At 61.5% G+C, this 19834-nt stretch carries 23 protein-coding genes; 9 read left to right on the forward strand and 14 right to left on the reverse strand.

Annotation, left to right across the window (positions count from 1 at the left end):
* The first annotated feature begins 11 nt into the window (after window positions 1-11).
* Window positions 12-770, forward strand: coding sequence for an AraC family transcriptional regulator (locus tag NNA36_RS08190; RefSeq protein WP_255106157.1), 759 nt, complete (start codon window positions 12-14; stop codon window positions 768-770).
* 21 nt (window positions 771-791) lie between these two features.
* Here the strand turns inward: NNA36_RS08190 and NNA36_RS08195 are convergent, their stop codons facing one another.
* The 7 genes from NNA36_RS08195 to NNA36_RS08225 all read right to left on the reverse strand — a co-directional run bounded on the left by NNA36_RS08195 (window position 792) and on the right by NNA36_RS08225 (window position 5313).
* On the reverse strand, window positions 792-1238 hold the full coding sequence (locus NNA36_RS08195) for a nuclear transport factor 2 family protein (RefSeq protein ID WP_255106159.1): 447 nt from the start codon (window positions 1236-1238) through the stop codon (window positions 792-794).
* Between the two features lie 116 nt (window positions 1239-1354).
* On the reverse strand, window positions 1355-2305 hold the full coding sequence (locus NNA36_RS08200) for an alpha/beta hydrolase (protein ID WP_255106161.1): 951 nt from the start codon (window positions 2303-2305) through the stop codon (window positions 1355-1357).
* 111 nt (window positions 2306-2416) lie between these two features.
* The gene (locus tag NNA36_RS08205) at window positions 2417-2815 is read right to left on the reverse strand and encodes a VOC family protein (protein ID WP_255106163.1); all 399 of its coding nucleotides are present in this window, start codon (window positions 2813-2815) and stop codon (window positions 2417-2419) included.
* A gap of 3 nt (window positions 2816-2818) precedes the next feature.
* Entirely contained in the window at window positions 2819-3640 is an 822-nt protein-coding gene (locus tag NNA36_RS08210; protein WP_255106166.1) for an arginyltransferase, read from the reverse strand.
* 70 nt (window positions 3641-3710) lie between these two features.
* Window positions 3711-4160: an RDD family protein gene (locus NNA36_RS08215; protein ID WP_255106169.1), complete on the reverse strand. Its 450-nt coding sequence runs from the start codon at window positions 4158-4160 to the stop codon at window positions 3711-3713.
* Between the two features lie 96 nt (window positions 4161-4256).
* The gene (locus NNA36_RS08220; protein WP_255106171.1) at window positions 4257-4688 is read right to left on the reverse strand and encodes a DUF2852 domain-containing protein; all 432 of its coding nucleotides are present in this window, start codon (window positions 4686-4688) and stop codon (window positions 4257-4259) included.
* Window positions 4689-4845: 157 nt separating this feature from the next.
* Window positions 4846-5313: a YbaK/EbsC family protein gene (locus NNA36_RS08225; RefSeq protein ID WP_255106173.1), complete on the reverse strand. Its 468-nt coding sequence runs from the start codon at window positions 5311-5313 to the stop codon at window positions 4846-4848.
* A 98-nt stretch (window positions 5314-5411) separates the two neighbouring features.
* Between NNA36_RS08225 and NNA36_RS08230 the strand changes: the two genes are divergently transcribed.
* The 6 genes from NNA36_RS08230 (at window position 5412) to NNA36_RS08255 (ending at window position 11457) form a co-directional block, all read left to right on the forward strand.
* Window positions 5412-5777 (forward strand): nuclear transport factor 2 family protein, encoded by a 366-nt coding sequence (locus NNA36_RS08230; protein ID WP_255106175.1) that lies wholly within the window; start codon window positions 5412-5414, stop codon window positions 5775-5777.
* A 59-nt stretch (window positions 5778-5836) separates the two neighbouring features.
* The gene (locus NNA36_RS08235; RefSeq protein ID WP_255106178.1) at window positions 5837-8620 is read left to right on the forward strand and encodes a glutamine-synthetase adenylyltransferase; all 2784 of its coding nucleotides are present in this window, start codon (window positions 5837-5839) and stop codon (window positions 8618-8620) included.
* 4 nt (window positions 8621-8624) lie between these two features.
* Window positions 8625-8882 carry a hypothetical protein gene (locus NNA36_RS08240; protein ID WP_255106181.1) on the forward strand — a complete coding sequence of 86 codons (258 nt, stop codon included), beginning with the start codon at window positions 8625-8627 and terminating at the stop codon, window positions 8880-8882.
* A gap of 133 nt (window positions 8883-9015) precedes the next feature.
* Window positions 9016-9675, forward strand: a complete 660-nt coding sequence (locus NNA36_RS08245; protein WP_255106184.1) for a DUF6778 family protein — start codon at window positions 9016-9018, stop codon at window positions 9673-9675.
* 37 nt (window positions 9676-9712) lie between these two features.
* Entirely contained in the window at window positions 9713-10909 is a 1197-nt protein-coding gene (locus NNA36_RS08250; protein ID WP_255106187.1) for an RSP_2647 family RNA methyltransferase, read from the forward strand.
* Window positions 10906-11457 (forward strand): RSP_2648 family PIN domain-containing protein, encoded by a 552-nt coding sequence (locus NNA36_RS08255; protein ID WP_255106190.1) that lies wholly within the window; start codon window positions 10906-10908, stop codon window positions 11455-11457. The genes NNA36_RS08250 and NNA36_RS08255 overlap by 4 nt, the downstream gene beginning before the upstream one ends.
* 12 nt (window positions 11458-11469) lie before the next feature.
* On the opposite strand, the gene NNA36_RS08260 is transcribed toward NNA36_RS08255, so the two are convergent.
* The 7 genes from NNA36_RS08260 to NNA36_RS08290 all read right to left on the reverse strand — a co-directional run bounded on the left by NNA36_RS08260 (window position 11470) and on the right by NNA36_RS08290 (window position 17752).
* A complete protein-coding gene (locus NNA36_RS08260) occupies window positions 11470-12156 on the reverse strand; it encodes a M48 family metalloprotease (RefSeq protein ID WP_255106192.1) in 687 nt (228 codons plus the stop codon).
* A gap of 37 nt (window positions 12157-12193) precedes the next feature.
* Window positions 12194-13342 carry a Xaa-Pro peptidase family protein gene (locus NNA36_RS08265; protein ID WP_255106195.1) on the reverse strand — a complete coding sequence of 383 codons (1149 nt, stop codon included), beginning with the start codon at window positions 13340-13342 and terminating at the stop codon, window positions 12194-12196.
* Between the two features lie 178 nt (window positions 13343-13520).
* Window positions 13521-14705 (reverse strand): VWA domain-containing protein, encoded by a 1185-nt coding sequence (locus NNA36_RS08270; protein WP_255106197.1) that lies wholly within the window; start codon window positions 14703-14705, stop codon window positions 13521-13523.
* A gap of 5 nt (window positions 14706-14710) precedes the next feature.
* Entirely contained in the window at window positions 14711-14878 is a 168-nt protein-coding gene (locus NNA36_RS08275) for a hypothetical protein (RefSeq protein WP_255106200.1), read from the reverse strand.
* A gap of 5 nt (window positions 14879-14883) precedes the next feature.
* On the reverse strand, window positions 14884-16242 hold the full coding sequence (locus tag NNA36_RS08280) for a DUF2927 domain-containing protein (protein WP_255106204.1): 1359 nt from the start codon (window positions 16240-16242) through the stop codon (window positions 14884-14886).
* Window positions 16239-16697 (reverse strand): GNAT family N-acetyltransferase, encoded by a 459-nt coding sequence (locus NNA36_RS08285; protein WP_255106206.1) that lies wholly within the window; start codon window positions 16695-16697, stop codon window positions 16239-16241. Before NNA36_RS08285 ends, NNA36_RS08280 begins: the two co-directional genes overlap by 4 nt.
* A 209-nt stretch (window positions 16698-16906) precedes the next feature.
* Window positions 16907-17752: a MoxR family ATPase gene (locus tag NNA36_RS08290; protein ID WP_255106209.1), complete on the reverse strand. Its 846-nt coding sequence runs from the start codon at window positions 17750-17752 to the stop codon at window positions 16907-16909.
* A 413-nt stretch (window positions 17753-18165) separates the two neighbouring features.
* Here NNA36_RS08290 and dksA point away from each other — a divergent pair, with 413 nt between their 5' ends.
* Both dksA and NNA36_RS08300 read left to right on the forward strand, forming a co-directional pair.
* Window positions 18166-18588: an RNA polymerase-binding protein DksA gene (gene dksA / locus NNA36_RS08295; protein ID WP_255106211.1), complete on the forward strand. Its 423-nt coding sequence runs from the start codon at window positions 18166-18168 to the stop codon at window positions 18586-18588.
* Between the two features lie 72 nt (window positions 18589-18660).
* Window positions 18661-19833, forward strand: a complete 1173-nt coding sequence (locus NNA36_RS08300) for an FAD-dependent monooxygenase (protein WP_255106214.1) — start codon at window positions 18661-18663, stop codon at window positions 19831-19833.
* Window position 19834 lies beyond the last annotated feature (1 nt).

The raw sequence follows: 19834 nt of genomic DNA on the forward strand, positions 1-19834 counted from the left end.
ACCTTGTGGGCATGTCGAAAGTTGTGTCGAACAAAACGATTTTGCCAGCGGGAGGAGGGGCCTTTGACCTGCCCAACCTGTCTGTTGGGATCTTTTTGAACGACCAGCCGTCGCACAGGTTTGCGCACGGATCCAAGCTGTCCGTTCACAAACCCCTGTCGCGCAACCAGGGCTGGATTTTGCCCGCTGGCAGCGATGGTATCTGCGAATACGACGACGAGCTTGAGTTCGTGATGGTCAATATCGACGATGGTATTGCGGCGGAATTCGGGCTTGGAAAGGCGTTCGAGTTCGATCCGATTATCGGCGATATTGATCCCCTGTTGCTGAACCTGAGCCTGACGGCAAGCACGGCGCTTGGGGCAGGGACGCTTTATCGCGAAACGATGCAGCGGGCGCTGGCGGCACAGATCGTGGAGACGATCAAACCCGCGTCGGAATGGCACGCGGGGATCGAGGATGCACGGCTGCGCAAGGTGCTCGACTATATCCACGACAATCTGGCCGAGGATCTGTCGTTGTCGGGAATGGCCGATATTGCCGCGATGAGCGCGACGCATTTTGCCAAGGCGTTCAAGAAAGAAGTCGGATCATCGCCCTTGCAATACGTGATTGCGGCGCGGCTTGAGCTGGCCTCGGTGCTGTTGAAGACATCGGAACTGACGGTGGCCGAGGTCGCCTGGCGGGTTGGCTATCAGGATCTGAGCCGGTTTGGACAGCATTTCAAACGCAAGTACGGTGCCACGCCTGCTGCGTTTCGGGCGGGATAGACCCGCCCGAACCTATCGAAATCACTTCGATGCCGCGCGTTCGCCAGCGAGGCCCACAAGCGCCCGGTCTCCGGTTTCCCAAAGGGCGGTCATGGTGAGGGATGTCACGACCCAGCGGTCGCCCTGTTCCTCAAGCATATAGGAATAGCGGCCACCCAGAACCCAGAGACCTTCGTCGATCCGGTGTGTCGCGGTAAAATCGGCCTCGGCCGTGGCCTTGCCATCCTGTTGGGAGGTGATGGTGTGGTTGGTCACCATGTGGTGGGTGCTGTCGAACCCCGGCAGGAAACCCGCCCATGCGCCGACAAGGGCGTCGGTCGGTTGGGTGATCGCATCACCGCCCCAAAGGCTTGAGTAATCGGTGGTTACCGTATCTGCAAAGGCGGCACGTACGCGGGACCAGTCGTGGCGATCCGCACCGGCTGCGATGTCGGTGATGGACCGCGAGATTTCAGTTGGATTTGCCATGGCGGCTCCGGCAATGAGAGTTGCGGCGCAAAGCGTTGAGAGAAAGGCTCGGGCCATTGTGTTGCTCCTGTGAAGGGGTGGCACCGGCGATGTGGGCCGGTGCCTTTGGGGCAAGATCAGCTTTCGATCTCGGCGCGGAAGTGCGTGGCCACGGTGTCGGCGGCGCGTTCGACGTCTTCGGGGTTGTCGTAGAAGTCAAACTGGGTCACGCCCTCGAGCCATTGCATGGTGGCGTCGCCGGCAAAGCCGTTCAGGAAGGTGCGGACACCCTGCGGAATGGCGGCGCTTTCCGAGTGGACGATGGCCAGCGGTTTATCCAGGCGCTGCGGATTGTCGGCAGGGTGGTAGGTGAGCCAGCCTTCCCAACCGGCGTTGTTCCACTGGTTGTCATACTCGGGGATCGCACCGCGGTCGGCCTCGTAATAGTAGCCGCCAATGGGCATCAGCACGCCTTCGGCCCCTTCGGGACCGGCGGCAGGGATGATCTGGCCGCCTGCGGCTTCGGCAGCTTGCGAGACCGAGATCAGGCCCTTGACGCCTTCTTCTCCACCGTAGACGGCCTCGACAATGCCTTCGTCCTGCAACCACGGGGCAACAAGGCCGATGCGTTGCACAAGCGCGTTCCCGGCAACCGCATCCACCATGTAGCCCGCGGATGCGCAAATGCCGAGACCGTTGATCTGGCTGGCATCCACTTCGGGCAGGTTGGCGACGGTTTCAAAAGCCGCGCGGATGTCCGAAGTTTTGGCTGCCGGGCTTTCGACAAACCGTACGTTCTGCGGCAGGTCGCCGGATTTACCCCATCCACGGAAATCGAAGGTGAAGGCGGCAAAGCCACGTTCCACCATCTCGCGGGCGTAGTTGGCGGGCATCTGTTCCTGAACCGATGTCCAGGCGCCGGTGACGACGACGACCGGAAGAGGCGCGCCTTCGTGGCCTTCGGGCAGGTAGAGGGTGCCGGAGAGGGTGGCGCCTTCGTTTTCGAAGGTAACGCTACGGGTTTCGATATCGGCGATTGCGGTGGTGGCCATGAGGGCGGCCGATGCGCTTAGAGTGGTGAGTTTCATGTGTCTTCTCCATCATGAGATTGGTGAACCTGTGATGAAAAGAAGATGCGGGATCGTGCCTTGGATTTGAGGCGCGTTTCCTGTCATTGGGTATGCGATTCTTGTGTTTGTTCAGGCGTTGGCTTTGAGTTGCAAAAGATCCCAGCGGTTGCCGAAAGGATCGCGCCAGACGGCAACCGTGCCATAGGCCTCATAGCGGGGGGCTTCTTCGAAATGGACACCGGCCTTGACCATGGCCGCATGGTCACGTGCGAAATCGTCCGTATGCAGGAAAAGGCCGACCCGTCCGCCGAACTGGTTGCCGATGGCGGCCTCTTGATCGTACCCGTCCGCCTGTGCCAGCAGGATGTTGGTTTGGGCATCTCCGTCAGGCGCGATCACGACCCATCGTTTGCCATCTTCCAGCGGCAGGTCTTCACGCAGGTCAAAGCCCAGCGTGTCGACATAGAAGGCCAGCGCGCTGTCATAGTCAGGCACGACCAGAGAGAAGGCGTGAAGGTGTCGGGGCATGGATCAGCCCCGGTAGGGGCGGGCGTCGGGCAGGGTGATATTCGCCACCTGCTCGGCAATCGGGTCGGTCGAGAGCGGGTGCAGCTCGGCGTCAAAGCGGGTGGGATCGCCGATAGGCTGCCATTTTCCGCCTGCGTAGACTTCCAGCCCCGCAAAGTTGCGCTTGTAGCCCATCTTGGGGCTGCCCGGCACCCAGTAGCCAAGGTAGACGTAAGGAAGGTTTGCTTCGCGCGCGATCTCGACGTGGTCAAGGATCAGGTAGGTGCCAAGGCTCTGGCGCGGCAGGGACGGGTCATAGAAGGAATAGACCATGCTAAGCCCGTCGCTCAGGACGTCGGTCAACGACACGCCGATCAGATCTCCGGTCTCGCTGTCGGTGTATTCGACAACGCGGCTGCGGATCGGGGTTTCCTCGATCATCGCGGCGAATTCGAAGACATCCATATCGGCCATGCCACCATCCGCATGACGGCTGTCGAGATAGGTGCGGAACAGATCGAACTGATCCTCGGTGGCCCAGGGCGATGTGGCGCGGCGCGACAGGTGTGCGTTGCGCTTGATGATGCGTTTCTGGCTTTTCGAGGGGGCGAATTTCGAGACATCAATCCGCGCCGAAAGACAGGCCGCGCAATCGGCGCAGGATGGGCGGTAAAGCACGTTTTGAGACCGGCGAAACCCTTGATGTGAAAGGGTATCGTTCAACTCGCCGGCATGTTCCCCCTGAAGCGCGGTGAAGAGTTTCCGCTCCATCCTGCCCTCAAGGTAAGGGCAGGGTTGCGGGGCCGTCACATAGAACTGGGGCGCAAGAGGAAGCGTGTGGCGCATGGGGGTCCGATTTGTCGTTCGCAAAGGACGATAGCAACCGAACCCCGCTAGGCCAACCCCCAGTTTCCAATCAGAAACGGGCGGCGCGATTGATGGCCACAGAGCCCATGACGTGATCGGTCAAACCCTGGGCGCGGGCCGAGGTCAGCATCAGGATGATCGACAGGATCTGCAGCGGGAAGACCGAGACCGACACGTGATATCCGATGGTGTGCAGGAAGGCCGATCCGAGATCGAACTGGCGCCCTTCACGGTCACGAAACTCCAAGGAAACAAGGCGCATCCCCCATGTGGCAGAGCCTGTTGCGAGGGTCACCGTGCGATAGATGAAGCCGACCACCAGGAGGATAAAGGCGAAGATGAAAAGGCCAAGCCCGACGGTGAAGACAACGACCAGCGCCGAAATCGCGAAGGTGATGACCGTGTCGATCACCCAGGCGATCAGGCGCTTGGTCGGCACGTCGGAATAGAACTCCGGCTGGATGTCAGGGTCGGGGAGGGTGAAGTTTCGGAGGGTCATTTTTCCACGTATGTATTGCGTCGGTATTATAGAGGTATCGCGGCGGTGCGCTTTGCGCCATGGGAAACCCCCGCCGAAGCGGGGGCCGGGAGGTGGTTAGGCGTCGGCGCGCGGTTCCTTGATCTCGGTCGCGGCGGCATCGGCGCGTTCTTCCATGAACTGGTCGAACTCGGCCTTGTCCTTGGCTTCGCGCAGGCGCTCGAGGAAGGCTTCGAAGTTGCGCTGCTCGTCTTCGAGGCGACGCAGGGTTTCATCGCGGTAGGCGTCGAATGCGGAGTTGCCTGTCGGGGACATCACGTGCATGCGACGGTGCGCTTTCGAACGGTGGCTGCAGGATTTGCTGAACATGCGTTTGCTCCAGATCATGTAGAAGAGAAGGGCGAGGCCCACGGGCCAGAAGAAGATAAAGCCGAGGACCATCGCGGCGATCCATGCGCCTTTGCCTTTGCTATCCAGCCAGGCTTCACTGCGGGAAAACCAACCCTGGTTGTGGGAGGTTGCAACAGTTGCGGTGGCAGAGGGTGTCATCTTGGGTCTCCGTTTTGGGATGTAAATCGCTTTCACATTACCTAGATTGGGATTGCGCCTCGGCTTTGCAAGGATTTATGTGAATGGTTTTTACATTATTTCGGTATGTAGTTGTTTTTAATGAATTAAATTTATCGAAATTTTAGGTTTTTCTCGTTCAGACCGTAAAGTTCGCGGCTTCTGCTCCGGTGAGTTTAGGCAGTTTGGACGGGCAGAGGACAAAAACATGGTTGGGCGTCCCTGCCGCGGCCCAGACCGTGTCAAACGCCATCAGGCGCCTGTCTATAAAGGCGCGGATCGGGGAGAGGTGCCCAACCGGGGAAACACCGCCGATGGCGAACCCCGTCTGCGCACGCACGAGGGCGGCGTCGGCCTTGCCAAGCGGTTCTCCGGCGAGGGCGCTGGCTTTTTCGACATCAACCTGATTTCCACCGGCAGTCAGGAACAGGATTGCCTTGCCGCTTGTTTCGCCCCGGAAGATGATTGACTTGGCGATCTGGTCCAAGGCGCATCCGACGGCGTCCGCCGCCATCTGTGCCGTTCTCGCGCCGTTGGTTTCCACGATCTCGACCGGCAGACCCGCGTCATCAAGTGCGGCGCGCACGCGTTTGAGGGATTTGCTCATTTCGATGTCTCCTGCGACGGGTCCGTCACAGTCAAGCGTTGTGACCGGCCCATGTAAAGGGCGTTGACCCCAAGAGTTGGTCGGCGCAGGGTCGCGGCATGGAAAAAGTAACGATTGAAGAGATACTGGCCCTGGAAACCAAAGTCTGGGAGGCGCTGGTGGCGGGCGATCCGCAAGCCGATGGTGCAATGCTGACCGAGGATTTTCTTGGGGTCTACACCTCCGGGTTCTCAGACAAGGCCGGGCATATGGAGCAGTTGGAAGGTGGGGCGGTGATGGCCGACTACCGTCTGAGCGCGGCGCAGTTGGTCGAGATCGGCGCGGATCATGTGCTTTTGGCCTACCGCGCAGAGTACCTTGCGACGGGCAAAACCGACTGGGAGGCGATGTATATTTCGTCGATCTGGCGCAAAACGGCGGATGGCTGGAGCAACAGTTTTTCACAGGACACGCCTGCGGCATAGGGCGGCGGAACTTGCGACAGATCATTGACCATTGCGCCGCGGATTCGCATGGTCGGCGCATGAGTTTCGAGACACGTATCACCCGCCTCCCAACCGCCTTTGATTCCGAACGTGGCGATGACACGCTTGCGCTTGTTCCCGCACTGTCCGGGGATCTGGGCAAGCTTGTGCACGGCACCGCAGGGTGCAGCCCTTACCTCAAGTCCCTGATCGAGAAAGAGAAAGACTGGCTGCCCGGTGCTTTTGACGATCCCGAGGCGGCGCTTGCGACCCTGTTTGACGAGCTTGCCGAGGTTGCGCCGGATGCTTTGGGCGCGGCGCTACGCATGGGCAAGCGGCGCGTGGCGCTGATGACGGCGCTGGCTGATATTGCCGGAGTTTGGGAGCTGGAACAGGTGACCGGCGCGTTGACGGATTATGCCGATCTGGCCAGCGATCTGGCCTTGAAAGCGGCGATCGCCAGCGAGATCAGGCGCAAGAAACTGCCCGGCCAGACCGAAGATGACGTGGCCACTGCGGGTGGCATGGTCACGCTTGCCATGGGTAAGATGGGGGCGCACGAGCTGAACTACAGTTCCGATATCGACCTGATCTGCCTGTTTGACGAAACGCGATTTGACCCAGCGGACTACCATGATGCGCGGGCCTCGTTCGTGCGGGCGACGCGCAAGATGTCTTCGATGCTGAATGATCTGACGGGCGATGGATATGTGTTCCGCACCGATCTGCGTCTGAGGCCCGATCCGGCGGTGACGCCTGTCTGTCTCGCGATGGAAGCGGCCGAGCGGTACTACGAGAGCCTTGGGCGCACGTGGGAGCGTGCGGCCTATATCAAGGCGCGGCCTTCTGCCGGTGATCTTGAGGCGGGGGGGCGGTTCCTGCAGACGCTGAAGCCCTTTGTCTGGCGGCGGCATCTGGATTTCGCGGCCATTCAGGACGCCCATGACATGCGCCTTCGGATCCGCGAGCACAAGGGGCTTGGCGGCAAGATCACCTTGGAAGGCCACAACATGAAACTGGGGCGTGGGGGCATTCGCGAGATCGAGTTCTTTACCCAGACGCGGCAGCTGATTGCCGGTGGGCGTGATCCTTCGTTGCGCGACAACCGGACGGTGCCGGCACTGGGGCATCTGGCCGAAAAGGGGTGGGTGCCGGAAGAGGCGGCGGCGATCCTTGCGCGGCACTATCGGTCGCATCGCGAGGTCGAGCACCGTATCCAGATGATCAACGACGCCCAGACCCATGATTTTCCCAAGTCAGACGACGGGATGCAGCGGATTGCCTGCCTGATGGGGCGTGATCTGGGGGAGTTGAAGGCCGAGATCGTGGACCGGCTGGAAGAGGTGCACGAGCTGACCGAAGGGTTCTTTGCGCCGGATGCCGCCAAGCCGCAGGAGGTTTCGGAGCTGGATGGTGAGATCATCGCGCGGTGGCAGACCTATCCGGCGTTTCGATCAGAACGGGCGGTGGCGATCTTTGACCGGTTGAAGCCTGACCTTCTGAACCGGTTGTCGAACACCGCCCATCCCAACCAGGCGCTCTTGTCGCTGGACGGGTTCCTTGCGGGGCTTCCTGCCGGTGTGCAGCTGTTTTCGCTGTTCGAGGCCAATCCGCAACTGATTGACCTGTTGGTGGATATTGTCGGCACGGCTCCGGCGCTGGCCAAGCACCTGTCGCGCAATTCCGGTGTGTTCGACGCGGTGATCGGCGGATCGTTCTTTACGCCCTGGCCCAATGAAGACGGGCTTCGCGCGGAACTGGCCGACGTTCTGGCGCATGAAGGCGATGATTACGAACGCAAGCTGGACAGTGCGCGGCGGTGGGCCAAGGAATGGCATTTCCGCGTTGGCGTGCATCACCTGCGTGGGTTGATTTCGGCCAAGGAGGCGGGCGAGCATTATGCCGATCTGGCCTCGGCTTCGGTCGCGGCGCTTTGGCCGGTGGTGCAAGAGAAGTTCGCGGAAAAACACGGGCCTTGCCCGGGGCGGGGCGCGATGGTGCTGGGTATGGGATCGCTGGGGGCGCGCCGTCTGAATGCCTCGTCCGACCTTGACCTGATCGTGATCTATGATGCCGACGGGGTCGATTTCTCGGAAGGAAGGCGGCCATTGGCAAGCCGTGCCTACTATGCGCGCCTGACGCAGGCGATGGTTACGGCGGTGACCGCGCAGATGGCGCAGGGGCGGCTTTACGAGGTGGACATGCGTCTGCGGCCCTCGGGCACGCAGGGGCCGGTTGCGACCTCTATCACCTCTTTCAAGGAATACCAGAAGAGTGAGGCCTGGACCTGGGAGCATCTTGCGTTGACGCGGGCGCGCCCTGTCGCGGGCGAGGAGTCTCTGATGGATGAGGTCGAGGCCTTCCGGCAGGCGCTTTTGGCCGCGCCGCGTGATGGCGCGAAGATCAAGGCGGATGTCAACGAGATGCGCGACAGGATCGCGGCAGCCAAGGCACCCAAGGGTGTTTGGGATGCCAAGATCGGGCGTGGCCGGTTGCAGGATATCGAGCTGGTGTCGCAGACTTGTGCCTTGATGGCAGGAACGCCGCTGCGCAGCGTTTTCGATGGGCTGGACGCCGGTGTCGCGATTGGGTGGTTGGATGACGCTCAGTGTATTGCCCTCAAACAGGACTATGACCTTTTCTGGAAAGTGCAGGTGGCGTCCAAGCTGCTGAGTGAACAGGACTTGTCCCCCGAGGTGATCGGAGAAGGCGGTGCCGCGTTCGTGCTGCGGGAAACGGGGGAAGAGGTGATGGAACGCCTCGCTGGTGCCCTTGTCGATGCGGCGGAACGGTCAGGCGACCTTGTTGATCTGGTTCTCGGCAAGGACCGTGAGAAGGAATAGGCGCGTGGCGGACCAGAATGACCCAAAGGAACTGATCCTCGAGAGTTACCGGATCGAGGGGATCACCGAGAGCGAGTGCCGTTCGATCTTTCTGGATTGGGCATTGAGTGTCGGGATCGACAGCCAGGTGGCCATTGCGGGACTGCTGGAAACCTATGGCACCGATTTTCCGGACCACCCGATGACGGCGATTCTGAAAGACGGGCTGGCCAAGTTGTCGGAACCGCGCCGTCGCGGCGGTTGGCGATCGCGCGAACGGTGAAGAAAAGGGGCGATGGCTGCCGGGGCTACGTCCGAATTCCCCTGAAACGAACGGGATTTGTCCCAATCTTGCCTCATTTCGAGAGCAATTTGTCTTCGAAGAGTTTGGAGCAGAAGCCCAAGGAGACAAGACAATGACCCGCGCTCGACTGACAGCAGTTATGATGGCCCTCGGACTGGGCCTTTCGGCATGCGCATCGGTAGACACCGCGACGCGGAACATCCCGCTTGAGCAGATCACCACGGAAACGGCCGCGCCGGCCCCGTCGTTTCAGCTCGTTGGATATGACGTAAGTGTCCCAACAACCCTCAAAGTTTCAGAAGCCAACAGCTATTATCCGGGCGGTGACATCGTCTGGCGCGGCGATGCCTTTGGCAATCGCTATGAGCAGGTTGGTGCAATCTTCGAAAACGCCATCGAAATCGGTGCCCGCCCGCTGGAAGGCGCGCTGCCGGTTGTTGTCGAGATCGAAGTCAAACGCTTTCACGCGCTGACCGAGAAGACCCGCTATTCGGTTGGCGGTATCCATTCGATCGAGTTCGTGATGACCATCCGTGATCCGCTGACCGGTGCCGTTGTGCGCGGCCCGCGCGAGATCAAGGCCGACCTTGTTGGCTATGGCGGCTCAAAGGCGCTTCAGGCCGAGGCCCGTGGCCTGACCCAGAAGTACCGCATCACTCAGCACCTTGCCAAAGTGGTGCGCGACGAGATGAGCCTCGCAACCGGCTGGGTCAAGCCGCAAGGCGGCGTGACAGCCCGCATTCAGCCGCTGAGCCCGGTGCAGGCACTCTGATCTTTTCTTGATCGCAGGAACACGTTAGGAGGGCGGCATGATGTCGTCCTCCTTTCCTGTTGTCCGCCTGAAACCCAAAGCCAATGCCCGTGCGATCCGCCACGGCTTTCCCTGGGTTTATGATAATGAGCTGGTGATTGACCGGCGTACCAAGAAAATTCCCGCCGGTTCCATCGTGTTGCTGGAAGATGGTGAGCGCCGCCCGATTGGCCTTGTCGCGTTCAACGCCGGATCGCGCATTGCCTGTCGGATGCTTGAGCGCGATGTGGAAGCCACGATTGATCGGAAATGGCTGACCGCCAAGTTCGTGCGGGCGCGGGAAATGCGTGACCGCCTGTTCGATGCGCCGTTCTATCGCCTGGTCCACGCCGAGGCAGACGGGTTGCCGGGGGTGATTGTCGACCGTTTTGGCGATGTGGCCGTGATCCAGCCGAATGCGGCGTGGTCCGAAGTTCTGCTGGACGAGATGGTCGCGGCGCTGGTTGCCGCGACAGGTGTCACGACGGTTCTGAAAAACGGGTCCGGTCGGGCGCGTGGCCTTGAGGGGCTGGACGAAGACAGCCGCGTGATGGTGGGCACGGCCCCCGATGCGCCGGTGCCCGTGGTGATGAACGGTGCGACCTATATGGCCGACCTGACCGGCGGGCAGAAGACCGGCCTTTTCTATGATCAACGTCCCAATCACGGATTTGCGGCCGGGCTTTGCAAGGATGCAAAGGTTCTGGATGTTTTCTCGCATGTTGGCGGCTTTTCCCTTGCCGCGCTGGCGGGGGGCGCTGCCGAAGCGATGGCGGTGGATGGCTCTGCCGCGGCGCTGGCGCTGGCCGAAGAAGGCGCGCGGCAGGCTGGGGTGTCTGATCGCTTTTCGACCCGCAAGGGCGATGCGTTTGACGTGCTGACGGCCTTGGCCGAAGAGGGCGCGCAGTTCGATGTCGTGATCTGCGATCCGCCTGCCTTTGCGCCGTCGAAGCCCGCGCTTGAAAAGGGGCTGCGGGCCTATGAACGCGTGGCGCGGCTGGCGGCACCTCTGGTGAAGGAGGGAGGCTATCTTGGCCTGTGTTCCTGTTCCCATGCGGCCGACCTTGCCAAGTTTCGCGGCGCATCGGTGCGCGGGATTGGCCGTGCCGGGCGGCAGGGGCAGTTGCTGCACACCGGATTTGCCGGACCGGACCATCCGCTGATGCCGCAACTGGCCGAAAGTGGCTATCTCAAATCCCTGTTCTTCCGCCTGTGAAACGGTTGCTGCTGGATACCTGCGTCATCTATCCGACGGTGATGCGCGAGGTGCTTCTGGGGGTGGCCAGGGCAGGGGCGTTCCAGCCGATGTGGTCGGCGCGTATCCTTGAGGAATGGGCGCGGGCGGCGCGCAAGATCGGCCCGACGGGCGAAGCGCAGGCGCGAGGGGAAATCGCCCTTGTTCGTGCGGCCTGGCCCAAGGCCGAGGTGACGTGGAAACCATCGCTTGAAGACCGGCTGTACCTGCCGGATGCGGCGGATGTGCATGTACTGGCCGCGGCGATTGCGGGTTCGGCGGACGCGATTGTCACCGTGAACGCCAAGGATTTTCCGCGCCATACCCTTGCCGAGGAAGGTCTTGAGCGGATCGATCCTGATGCCCTGTTGCGGGGGATCTGGGAGGATGCGCCGGAGATGGTTGAAGCGGTGGTCGAAAGCGTACGTCAGGAGGCGGAGCGGTTGTCGGGGGAGACCTGGGACAGCCGGAAGCTGCTCAAGAAGGCCCGCTTGCCACGCCTGGCCAAGGCGGTTTCGGGACGCGGGTAAGCGGCTGAAATCTCAGCTGATTGTGCCCCATTTCGTTTCCAGATCCTCGATCGCCTTGATGCGTTCGGTGGTCTTGGGGTGGCTGAGCAGCCATGCCGGTGTTGCCCCGCGCACCTGTGTCAGGCCTTCGAGCTTGTGGAATAGGGTTTTCTGGGCTTCGGTGCCGATCCCGGCCTTGGTCAGAAGGGCGGCGGCATAGGCGTCGGCCTCGTATTCGTCGCTGCGCGAGAGGCGGGCGGACAACAGGCGCATGGCCATTCCGGCAAGCCACGGGCCGATGCCGGGAAGAATACGGCCAAGCACCATGGCGAGCGCCGTCCGCAGGGCGTTCTGGCCCGAGAAATCGATCATGCGACGGCGGGAATGGCCAAGGGCGACATGGCCCAGCTCGTGTGCGATCACGCTGGCGAGTTCCTCGGCGCTGACGTCGCCGGCGCGGTAGCGGTCATAGAAGCCGCGGGTGATGAAGATGCGGCCATCCGGTGCGGCAAGGCCGTTGACGGGTTCGATCTCGTAGATGTGGACACGGATGCGGGGCAGATCGAGGGCCTTGGCCATGTCCTTGATCAGGGGCACGAGGCTGGGGTCGGCCAGTTCGGTGGACCGCGCATCCAGCTCGCGCGAGGTGCGCCACGCGGAAAAGCGGTAGAGCACGATGCCATAGATCAGGGCGAGCAGGATTGGCGTAAAGCGAAGCATACCCCTGATATGGCGCAGGAGGCGGTCCGTCGCAAGGTCAACAGGTGATCAGATCGGGGGCGTGGCGCGAGAGCCTTTCGACTCCGCCGTCGCGGCAGAGAACCGAATGGCCAAGGCACATGGCGTTGCCGGTGGCATCGTCCATCAGGATCATGTGCAGGAAAAACACCTGATTTTCCAACATGATGGTGGGGTTGTTCTCATAAAACATCGGGAAGTCGACCCAGATCGGCCCATAGACCGCGCCCATGCCGTAACCGCAGGCGTTGAGGCGCGCGTTGCGCAGGCCGTGGGCATCGAAGACACGGGCGTGGGCGTCATAGACGTCGCCCATCGGGGCACCGGGGCGGATGGCCGCTTCGCAGGCGGCGAGGGCTTCGGAGGCCGCGGTGTGCATCCGTTTGTGGGCGTCGCTTGGGGTGCCGACGATGAGGGTCTGCATCATGGCGGCGTGGTAGCGGGCGTAGGCGCCGGACCATTCGATGGTCATCTGGTCCTGATCCGACAGATGACGGCGGCCGGAAGCCGAGCGGCAGAGCAGGGCAGCGTCCCCTGATCCGAGGATGAATTCATTGCCCGCGTAGTCACCTCCTCCTTTAAAAACAGCACCTTGCATGGCGGCGAGGATGTCGCCTTCGAAGGCGCCGGCGTGGGTGGTGGCGAGGGCGGCGTCGAGGGCGTCGTCAGAGAGTTCGGCGGCGCGGCGGTGCATGGCGACTTCGGCGTCGGATTTCAGGCGGCGCAGGGCGGGGAAAATGCCGGAGCCGTCCTGTATATCGGGCAGGGCGGCGCGCAGGCGTTGGCCCCAGAAATCGGTGAGGCCCGCGGTGCGCGATTCAAAGGCCAGCGTCCCGTTGCGTACCCCGAGATCGCCAAGGAGGTTGGCCAGACCAGACACCGGATCAACCCCTTCGATATCCACCCAGATATGGAGCTGGTATTCGGAAAGTGTAGAGGTTTGAAGGGCTTGCAGGCGGTCAGGCGCGCGGGTGAAGAGGTGGATGTCGCCCTTTGCTGTCATCACCATGCACTGGAACATGGCAAATCCGAAGGTATCATAACCGGTCAGCCAATAGTGGCTTTCCGGCGCAAACAGCAGGATTGCATCGAGGCCATTTTCCAGAAGGGCAGCGCGGGCGCGGGATTGGCGGGCGGTGTATTCTTCGGGGGTGAAATGGCGTGGCATGGGTGATCCTGTTGGTGAAATTCCTGTGGTCAGCCTTGCGTATCGGGGCCTTTGGCGCACTTCGGTTCACGACGTCGAAATCGTCAAAAAACGACGTCGGTATTGCGTCGGTATTCCGGCTGTATCGCGGAGGTGTGAAATCAGGCGAGACCCTATAAATGGCTGAGGTGATCGCCAATCAGCGCGTCAGGTCTTTCATGCCGGATTCGATGCCCTGGAGGGTCATCGGTACCATGCGGTCTTCGAAGATGTCGCGGATCATCTTGATGGAATGGGTGTGACCCCAGTATTTTTCCGGCACCGGATTGATCCAGAGGTTCGAGGACCACTGATCGCGGGCGCGTTCGAGCCAGACTTGGCCGGATTCGGCATTCCAGTGCTCGTTGGCACCGCCGGGATAGGCGATCTCGTAGGGCGACATGGAGGCGTCGCCAACGAAGATGCACTTGTAGTCGGGCCCATAGGTGCGCAGCACCTCGTGGGTGGGGATCTGTTCCTGCCAGCGGCGTTTGTTGTCGCGCCAGACGCCTTCGTAGAGGCAGTTGTGGAAGTAGTAGTATTCCAGATGCTTGAACTCGGCGCGGGCGGCGGAGAAGAGTTCTTCGACGACGCGGATGTGCGGGTCCATGGAGCCGCCCACGTCAAGGAACAGCAGCACCTTGACGGCGTTGCGGCGTTCCGGACGGGTTTTCACATCGAGATAGCCATGTTCGGCGGTGGCGCGGATGGTGCCGTCGAGATCGAGTTCGTCGGCCGCGCCATCCCGCGCCCAGCGGCGCAGGCGTTTCAGGGCCACCTTGATGTTGCGGGTGCCCAGTTCGATGGTATCGTCGAGGTTCTTGAACTCGCGCTTGTCCCAGACCTTGACCGCACGGCGGTGGCGGCTTTCCTTCTGGCCGATGCGCACGCCTTCGGGATTGTAGCCATAGGCGCCAAAGGGCGAGGTGCCGGCGGTGCCGATCCACTTGTTGCCCCCTTGGTGGCGGCCTTCCTGTTCCTTGAGGCGCTCTTTGAGCGTTTCCATCAGCTTGTCGAAACCGCCCAGAGATTCAATCTCGGCCATTTCCTCGGCGCTGAGGTGTTTCTCGGCCATCTTGCGGATCCATTCCTCGGGAATGTCCACGGCGTTCAGAACGTCCTGAACATTGATGTCCTCGAGGCCCTTGAAGGTGGCGGCGAAGGCGCGGTCGAACTTGTCTAGGTTGCGCTCGTCCTTGACCATGATGGTGCGGGCCAGAAAGTAGAAGGATTCGATGTCGTAGGTGGCAAGCCCGGCTTTCACCCCTTCGAGAAAGCCCAGGTATTCACGCAGTGACACCGGCACGCCGCCGGACCTGAGATTTTCGAAGAAGGGAAGAAACATGGGGTTTATCCGAGGCTGCGTTCAACGAAGACGGTGATGAACAGGCCAAGGATAGCAAAGGCCATTGCGTAAACAACGGCATATTGCAGGATATCAAGCGTTTTGCCCTTACGTCTTTTTGCGATCAGGCCACCGATAAGAGCGCCCAGAACGGCGCTGACGAGAAGGATCATCTTTCTCAGTATCTCCCTTTGAGCGGGCTGAGCGATGCGATTTCACGCAGTTTTGCGCGGACGGCCCAGTCCGGGCCAAAGCCGTACCTTGCCCAGCCAAGACTGTCCAGTCGGACGGCACCGGCTTCCTGTGATTTGCCCTGCAATTCGAGGGCTTCGGCGCGCAGAAGCATGAGCGTGGCGAGGAGTTCGGCGTTCTCGTGGCGGGCGGCGACGGGGATCAGCGGGTTGAGCAGCGCAAGCGCCTCTTGCCCGCGGCCCGAGGAAATGGCCTGTGCCGCGAGTTGGGCCGTTACATAGCCGCGGTGCAGGGTGGCATGGGGAGATCGACGGTAGGCCTGATCGGCGAGCAGGAACTGGGTGTAGGCCTGTTCGGCGTCGACGCCCTGAAGCAGGCGACCAAGGGCGTAGTGGGTAAACCCGAGGCGGTGATCCTGCCAGCCTTCCTGTTTGGCGATCTGCAGGGCAAGACGGGCCGCAGTGCGCCGTTCGGCGGGATTGGCCCCGGGGCCAAGTGCGCGATGAATGGCGTTGATCCAAGCGCGTGGCGTGGCCGAGGGCTGTAGGGGCGAGACAGACTGGCCGCGCGGGTTGATGCGGGCGAGGATGGCGGGCAGGCGAGAGGCCACCTGCGCACGTGTCATGCCGTTTTTCAGGGCAGGGTCATAATAGGCGCGCAGGATCAGCATATCAAAGCCGGTCAGGACCGCGTGGACGTTGTCATCGTTGAAGACGCTGTCGGGCAGGCGGTAGAGATCGTTCAGCGGGCCAAGGGCCTGGGCGAGTTCCTCGTGCAGGCAGTCGCGCACTTCCTGCGGGCTGGTGTCGTTGGGCAGGAAGATCGACAGGCGTTCGCGGTCTTGCAGCAGGGTCCAGTCGGTGCGCGGCGAGCGGCGGGCCGCGCGGTATTGCGACAGGGACGAGACGTTGGGGGCCACGAAACAGGCGGCCTGCGGCAGGGCGCGGCGGATCTGGGTGCGGGTGACGGATTCGATGGTGATGTTGGCATCACCCGAGGTTGCCAGGTGGATGTCGATCCCGGCCTCGCGGCGCAGGCGGGCCATCAGCCGCTTGAGATCGGGGACGAGGTTTGACGGCGGAGACCCGGTGACGCGGACCGTGATCGGGCCTTCGAAGCGGGTCATCACCGGCAGTTCGCGGCCGCTTTCCATCTTGAAGGCAAGGTCAAGGAAATCGCGGGCGATGTCGCCGTTGGCGCGGGCCGGGGCCACGGGGCGCGGCGTTGCAAAGACCTTCATCGGGGGCAGCGAGGACTCGGAAATGGCAGCGCGGCTTGGCGCTTCGCTCTGCGGTTGGGCACAGGCCCCGAGGGTCAGAAGGAAGGGGACAACAAGTTGTTTCATAAAGGTCGATTGTAGCGAATAAACGGGGTCAGGGCGGCGACGCGGTCATAAAGCTGGCGGGCCGTCGTGTTGAAACCCTGCGTCAGCCAATAGACGGCGGGCGCTCCGGCCTTGTCGGCGGCGTCATAGACCGCCTCGATCAGGGCGCGGCCGATGCCGGTGCCACGGGCCTCGGGGGCGGCGAAGAGGTCTTGCAGGTAGCAGACATTCTCGACCTTCCAGGCGTGGCGGTGAAACAGGTAGTGGGTGAGGCCAAGGAGCCTGCCATCGCGTTCGGCGACAAGGCAGGAGAAATCCTGCGGATCGTCACCAAGCAGACGGGCGAAGGTGGTCTGGTAGACCTCTTCCGGGACCGAGGTTTCGTAGTAGTCGAGGTAACCCGTCCAGAGCACGCGCCAGTCAGCCTCGTCTTCGGCCCTGAGCGGACGAATGGTGATCTGGCTGTCTGCGGTCATCTGGCTGCTCCGGGTCTTGCGTGGGTCCGGTGACGTCGGACCTTGTAGAAGCTAGTCGGCCTTTTGGGCAGGAATGTGACTGGCCTCGTCAATTTTCACGCCATGATGGACCGGAGCGGAGCTGATGACAAGCGGCCCGCGAAAGGCAGAAGCCCGCGGCACGGTTTGCGTCTCACGGGCTTCGAATTAGAAGACGGCTGTAGGATGCCTCAGCGTTGCGAGCGCGCCATGAAGGCGAGGCGTTCGAAGAGGTGGACGTCCTGTTCGTTTTTCAGGAGTGCGCCGTGCAGTTTGGGCAGGGCGTTGGCGCCGTCGCGCTTGAGGTCTTCGGCATCGAGGTCTTCGGCCAGCAGTAGCTTGAGCCAGTCGAGCACTTCGGAGGTGGAGGGTTTCTTCTTGAGGCCCGGGGTTTCGCGGATCTCGTAGAACTGGGTCAGGGCGGTGGTCAGAAGCGCCTCTTTCACGCCCGGGTGGTGCACCTCGACGATGGCTTTCATCGTGTCGTGGTCGGGGAAGCGGATATAGTGGAAGAAACAGCGGCGCAGGAAGGCGTCGGGCAGTTCCTTTTCGTTGTTCGATGTGATGATGATGATCGGGCGCTGCTTGGCCTTGATCGTCTCGCCGGTCTCGTAGACGTGGAACTCCATCTTGTCGAGTTCCTGGAGAAGGTCGTTGGGGAATTCGATGTCGGCCTTGTCGATCTCGTCGATCAGCAGAACGACCTTTTCGTCGGCCTCGAAGGCCTCCCAGAGCTTGCCCTTCTTGATGTAGTTCTTCACGTCATGCACGCGCTCTTCGCCAAGCTGCGAGTCACGCAGGCGGCTGACGGCGTCATATTCGTAGAGGCCCTGTTGCGCCTTGGTGGTCGATTTGACGTTCCATTCGATCATGCGCAGGCCCAGACCGGTGGCAACCTGTTTGGCCAGTTCGGTTTTACCGGTGCCCGGTTCACCCTTGACCAGAAGCGGGCGTTCGAGCGCGACGGCAGCGTTGACGGCCACCGTCAGGTCGTCGGTGGCTACATAGCTTTCGGTGCCTTCAAAACGGTGAGTCATCTTCGTCCTTCCTGCCGGTTGCGCGCATGTCCGATTTGTCAGGCAATTGGGTAAAGCCGGCAACGGGATTTGGCAAGGTGCGCCGCTGCGTCGTTTTGAAATGGCGGGGGATCGCCCTAAATCCGTTCCCAGATGCTGTTGAACGCGCGAAATAAACTGTTTCCATTGATTATGTTGCGTCTCATTGAAAAGACAGGGAAAATCGGAACGAGGTTTTTCGGCGGGGCAATTTCGCGCTTCTTTTTTCGCCTTGCCTGCGGCTTTGTTGAAAATCGTGATGCCCGTTCGCATCGTTTTGACGCTTTGCCTAGTGACAATCCGTGCGCCGTGGGCTATTGCGAGCGCAGAGTAAGGGGGGCCTGATGTCTGAGGAAACTATTATGACGGACGTTAGCCACGATGAGGGAGCAGCCATGAAAGCAGAGACTTTCCTGCCCGACGATTATCGACCGGCAGAAGATGAACCGTTCATGAATGAACGCCAGATCGAGTATTTCCGTAGAAAACTCATCAACTGGAAAGAAGAAATCCTCGAAGACAGCCGCGACACGATCGAGGGCCTTCAGGAAAGCACCCGCAACATTCCCGATGTCGCAGACCGCGCCAGCGAGGAAACCGACCGGGCGCTGGAACTGCGGACCCGTGACCGTCAGCGCAAGCTGGTTGCCAAGATCGACTCGGCCCTGCGTCGCATCGACGAGGGCGAGTATGGGTATTGCGAAGTGACGGGTGAGCCGATTTCGCTCAAGCGTCTGGACGCGCGTCCGATTGCAACCATGAGCCTTGAGGCGCAGGAGCGCCACGAGCGCCGCGAAAAAGTGCACCGCGACGACTAAAGCGCCGGTTTCGAGAGAAAAATCTGAACGCCGAGGGTTTCACCTCGGCGTTTTTCGTTTCAAAAGACGCATATGAGTCTTTCGGGTAAGAAAATCACGGTTATTGGTGCCGGCATTGGCGGTTTGACGGCCGCCATTGCGTTGCGCGCGCGGGGCGCCAAGGTCACGGTGCTTGAGCAGGCCGAGGCAATCATCGAGGTCGGGGCGGGTATCCAGGTCAGCCCGAACGGGTTCGCGGTATTGCGGGCCCTTGGGCTGGAGGACAGGTTCCGACAGATTGCAGTTCAGGGGCAGGCGGTCGAGCTGCGCGACTATCGCGCCGACAGCCTTGTGGCCCGTCTGGATCTGGGGTTGCTGCCCGAGGATCAGCCCTATTTCTTCGTACACCGCGCCGATCTTGTCGACATTCTGGCCGATGCGGCCCGTGCGGAAGGTGTGAAGATCCGCCTTTTGCAAAAGGCGAATACGGTTGAGGCCACCGACCTACCTGTTGTGCATCTCGCCAATGGTGCCGACATGAAGGCCGATATCGTGATCGGGGCGGATGGCCTGCATTCGCGGCTGCGTCCGGTTCTGAACGGGGTGACCGCGCCGTTCTTTACCCGCCAGACCGCGTGGCGCGCGACCATTCCCAACGTGATCGACCACCCTAACGTTTCGCGGGTTCACATGGCGCCCAAGCGGCACATGGTGACCTATCCGCTGCGGGGCGGGGAGTTGATCAATATCGTGGCGGTGCAGGAGCGCACCGGCTGGGCCGAAGAGGGCTGGCAGCACAAGGATGACCCCGCCAACCTGCGTCATGCGTTCAGCGATTTCGGGGGCGATGCCAAGCGGATGCTTGCAGCGGTCGAGGACGTCGGCCTCTGGGGGCTGTTCCGTCATCCGGTGGCACCGATCTGGCATAAGGGCCATACGGCGATCCTTGGCGATGCGGCGCATCCCACCCTGCCGTTCATGGCCCAGGGCGCGGTAATGGCGATGGAAGACTCCTGGGTGTTGACCGATGCACTGGATCAGGCGGACACGGTTGAGGCCGGGCTGGCCGCCTATCAGGCGCGACGGGAAGACCGGGTGAAGAAGATTGTCGAAACCGCCAACGGCAATGCGTGGAAGTATCACCTGTCGTTCCCGCCGATGCGTTTCGGCGCCCATATGGGCCTGCGGGTGGTGTCGAAGCTGGCGCCGAAAAAGTTGATGCAGCAGTTCGACTGGATCTACCGTCACGATGTGACCAAGGGGTAGG

It is taken from the genome of Shimia sp. CNT1-13L.2 (genome assembly GCF_024331145.1).
Taxonomy (GTDB): domain Bacteria; phylum Pseudomonadota; class Alphaproteobacteria; order Rhodobacterales; family Rhodobacteraceae; genus Shimia.

Excerpts from the sequence above, each read along its gene's own strand:
- NNA36_RS08190 (WP_255106157.1), top strand. The coding sequence starts at position 12 with ATGTCGAAAGTTGTGTCGAACAAAACGATTTTGCCAGCGGGAGGAGGG.
- NNA36_RS08195 (WP_255106159.1), bottom strand. The coding sequence starts at position 1,238 with ATGGCAAATCCAACTGAAATCTCGCGGTCCATCACCGACATCGCAGCC.
- NNA36_RS08200 (WP_255106161.1), bottom strand. The coding sequence starts at position 2,305 with ATGAAACTCACCACTCTAAGCGCATCGGCCGCCCTCATGGCCACCACC.
- NNA36_RS08205 (WP_255106163.1), bottom strand. The coding sequence starts at position 2,815 with ATGCCCCGACACCTTCACGCCTTCTCTCTGGTCGTGCCTGACTATGAC.
- NNA36_RS08210 (WP_255106166.1), bottom strand. The coding sequence starts at position 3,640 with ATGCGCCACACGCTTCCTCTTGCGCCCCAGTTCTATGTGACGGCCCCG.
- NNA36_RS08215 (WP_255106169.1), bottom strand. The coding sequence starts at position 4,160 with ATGACCCTCCGAAACTTCACCCTCCCCGACCCTGACATCCAGCCGGAG.
- NNA36_RS08220 (WP_255106171.1), bottom strand. The coding sequence starts at position 4,688 with ATGACACCCTCTGCCACCGCAACTGTTGCAACCTCCCACAACCAGGGT.
- NNA36_RS08225 (WP_255106173.1), bottom strand. The coding sequence starts at position 5,313 with ATGAGCAAATCCCTCAAACGCGTGCGCGCCGCACTTGATGACGCGGGT.
- NNA36_RS08230 (WP_255106175.1), top strand. The coding sequence starts at position 5,412 with ATGGAAAAAGTAACGATTGAAGAGATACTGGCCCTGGAAACCAAAGTC.
- NNA36_RS08235 (WP_255106178.1), top strand. The coding sequence starts at position 5,837 with ATGAGTTTCGAGACACGTATCACCCGCCTCCCAACCGCCTTTGATTCC.
- NNA36_RS08245 (WP_255106184.1), top strand. The coding sequence starts at position 9,016 with ATGACCCGCGCTCGACTGACAGCAGTTATGATGGCCCTCGGACTGGGC.
- NNA36_RS08250 (WP_255106187.1), top strand. The coding sequence starts at position 9,713 with ATGATGTCGTCCTCCTTTCCTGTTGTCCGCCTGAAACCCAAAGCCAAT.
- NNA36_RS08260 (WP_255106192.1), bottom strand. The coding sequence starts at position 12,156 with ATGCTTCGCTTTACGCCAATCCTGCTCGCCCTGATCTATGGCATCGTG.
- NNA36_RS08265 (WP_255106195.1), bottom strand. The coding sequence starts at position 13,342 with ATGCCACGCCATTTCACCCCCGAAGAATACACCGCCCGCCAATCCCGC.
- NNA36_RS08270 (WP_255106197.1), bottom strand. The coding sequence starts at position 14,705 with ATGTTTCTTCCCTTCTTCGAAAATCTCAGGTCCGGCGGCGTGCCGGTG.
- NNA36_RS08275 (WP_255106200.1), bottom strand. The coding sequence starts at position 14,878 with ATGATCCTTCTCGTCAGCGCCGTTCTGGGCGCTCTTATCGGTGGCCTG.
- NNA36_RS08280 (WP_255106204.1), bottom strand. The coding sequence starts at position 16,242 with ATGAAACAACTTGTTGTCCCCTTCCTTCTGACCCTCGGGGCCTGTGCC.
- NNA36_RS08285 (WP_255106206.1), bottom strand. The coding sequence starts at position 16,697 with ATGACCGCAGACAGCCAGATCACCATTCGTCCGCTCAGGGCCGAAGAC.
- NNA36_RS08290 (WP_255106209.1), bottom strand. The coding sequence starts at position 17,752 with ATGACTCACCGTTTTGAAGGCACCGAAAGCTATGTAGCCACCGACGAC.
- dksA (WP_255106211.1), top strand. The coding sequence starts at position 18,166 with ATGAAAGCAGAGACTTTCCTGCCCGACGATTATCGACCGGCAGAAGAT.
- NNA36_RS08300 (WP_255106214.1), top strand. The coding sequence starts at position 18,661 with ATGAGTCTTTCGGGTAAGAAAATCACGGTTATTGGTGCCGGCATTGGC.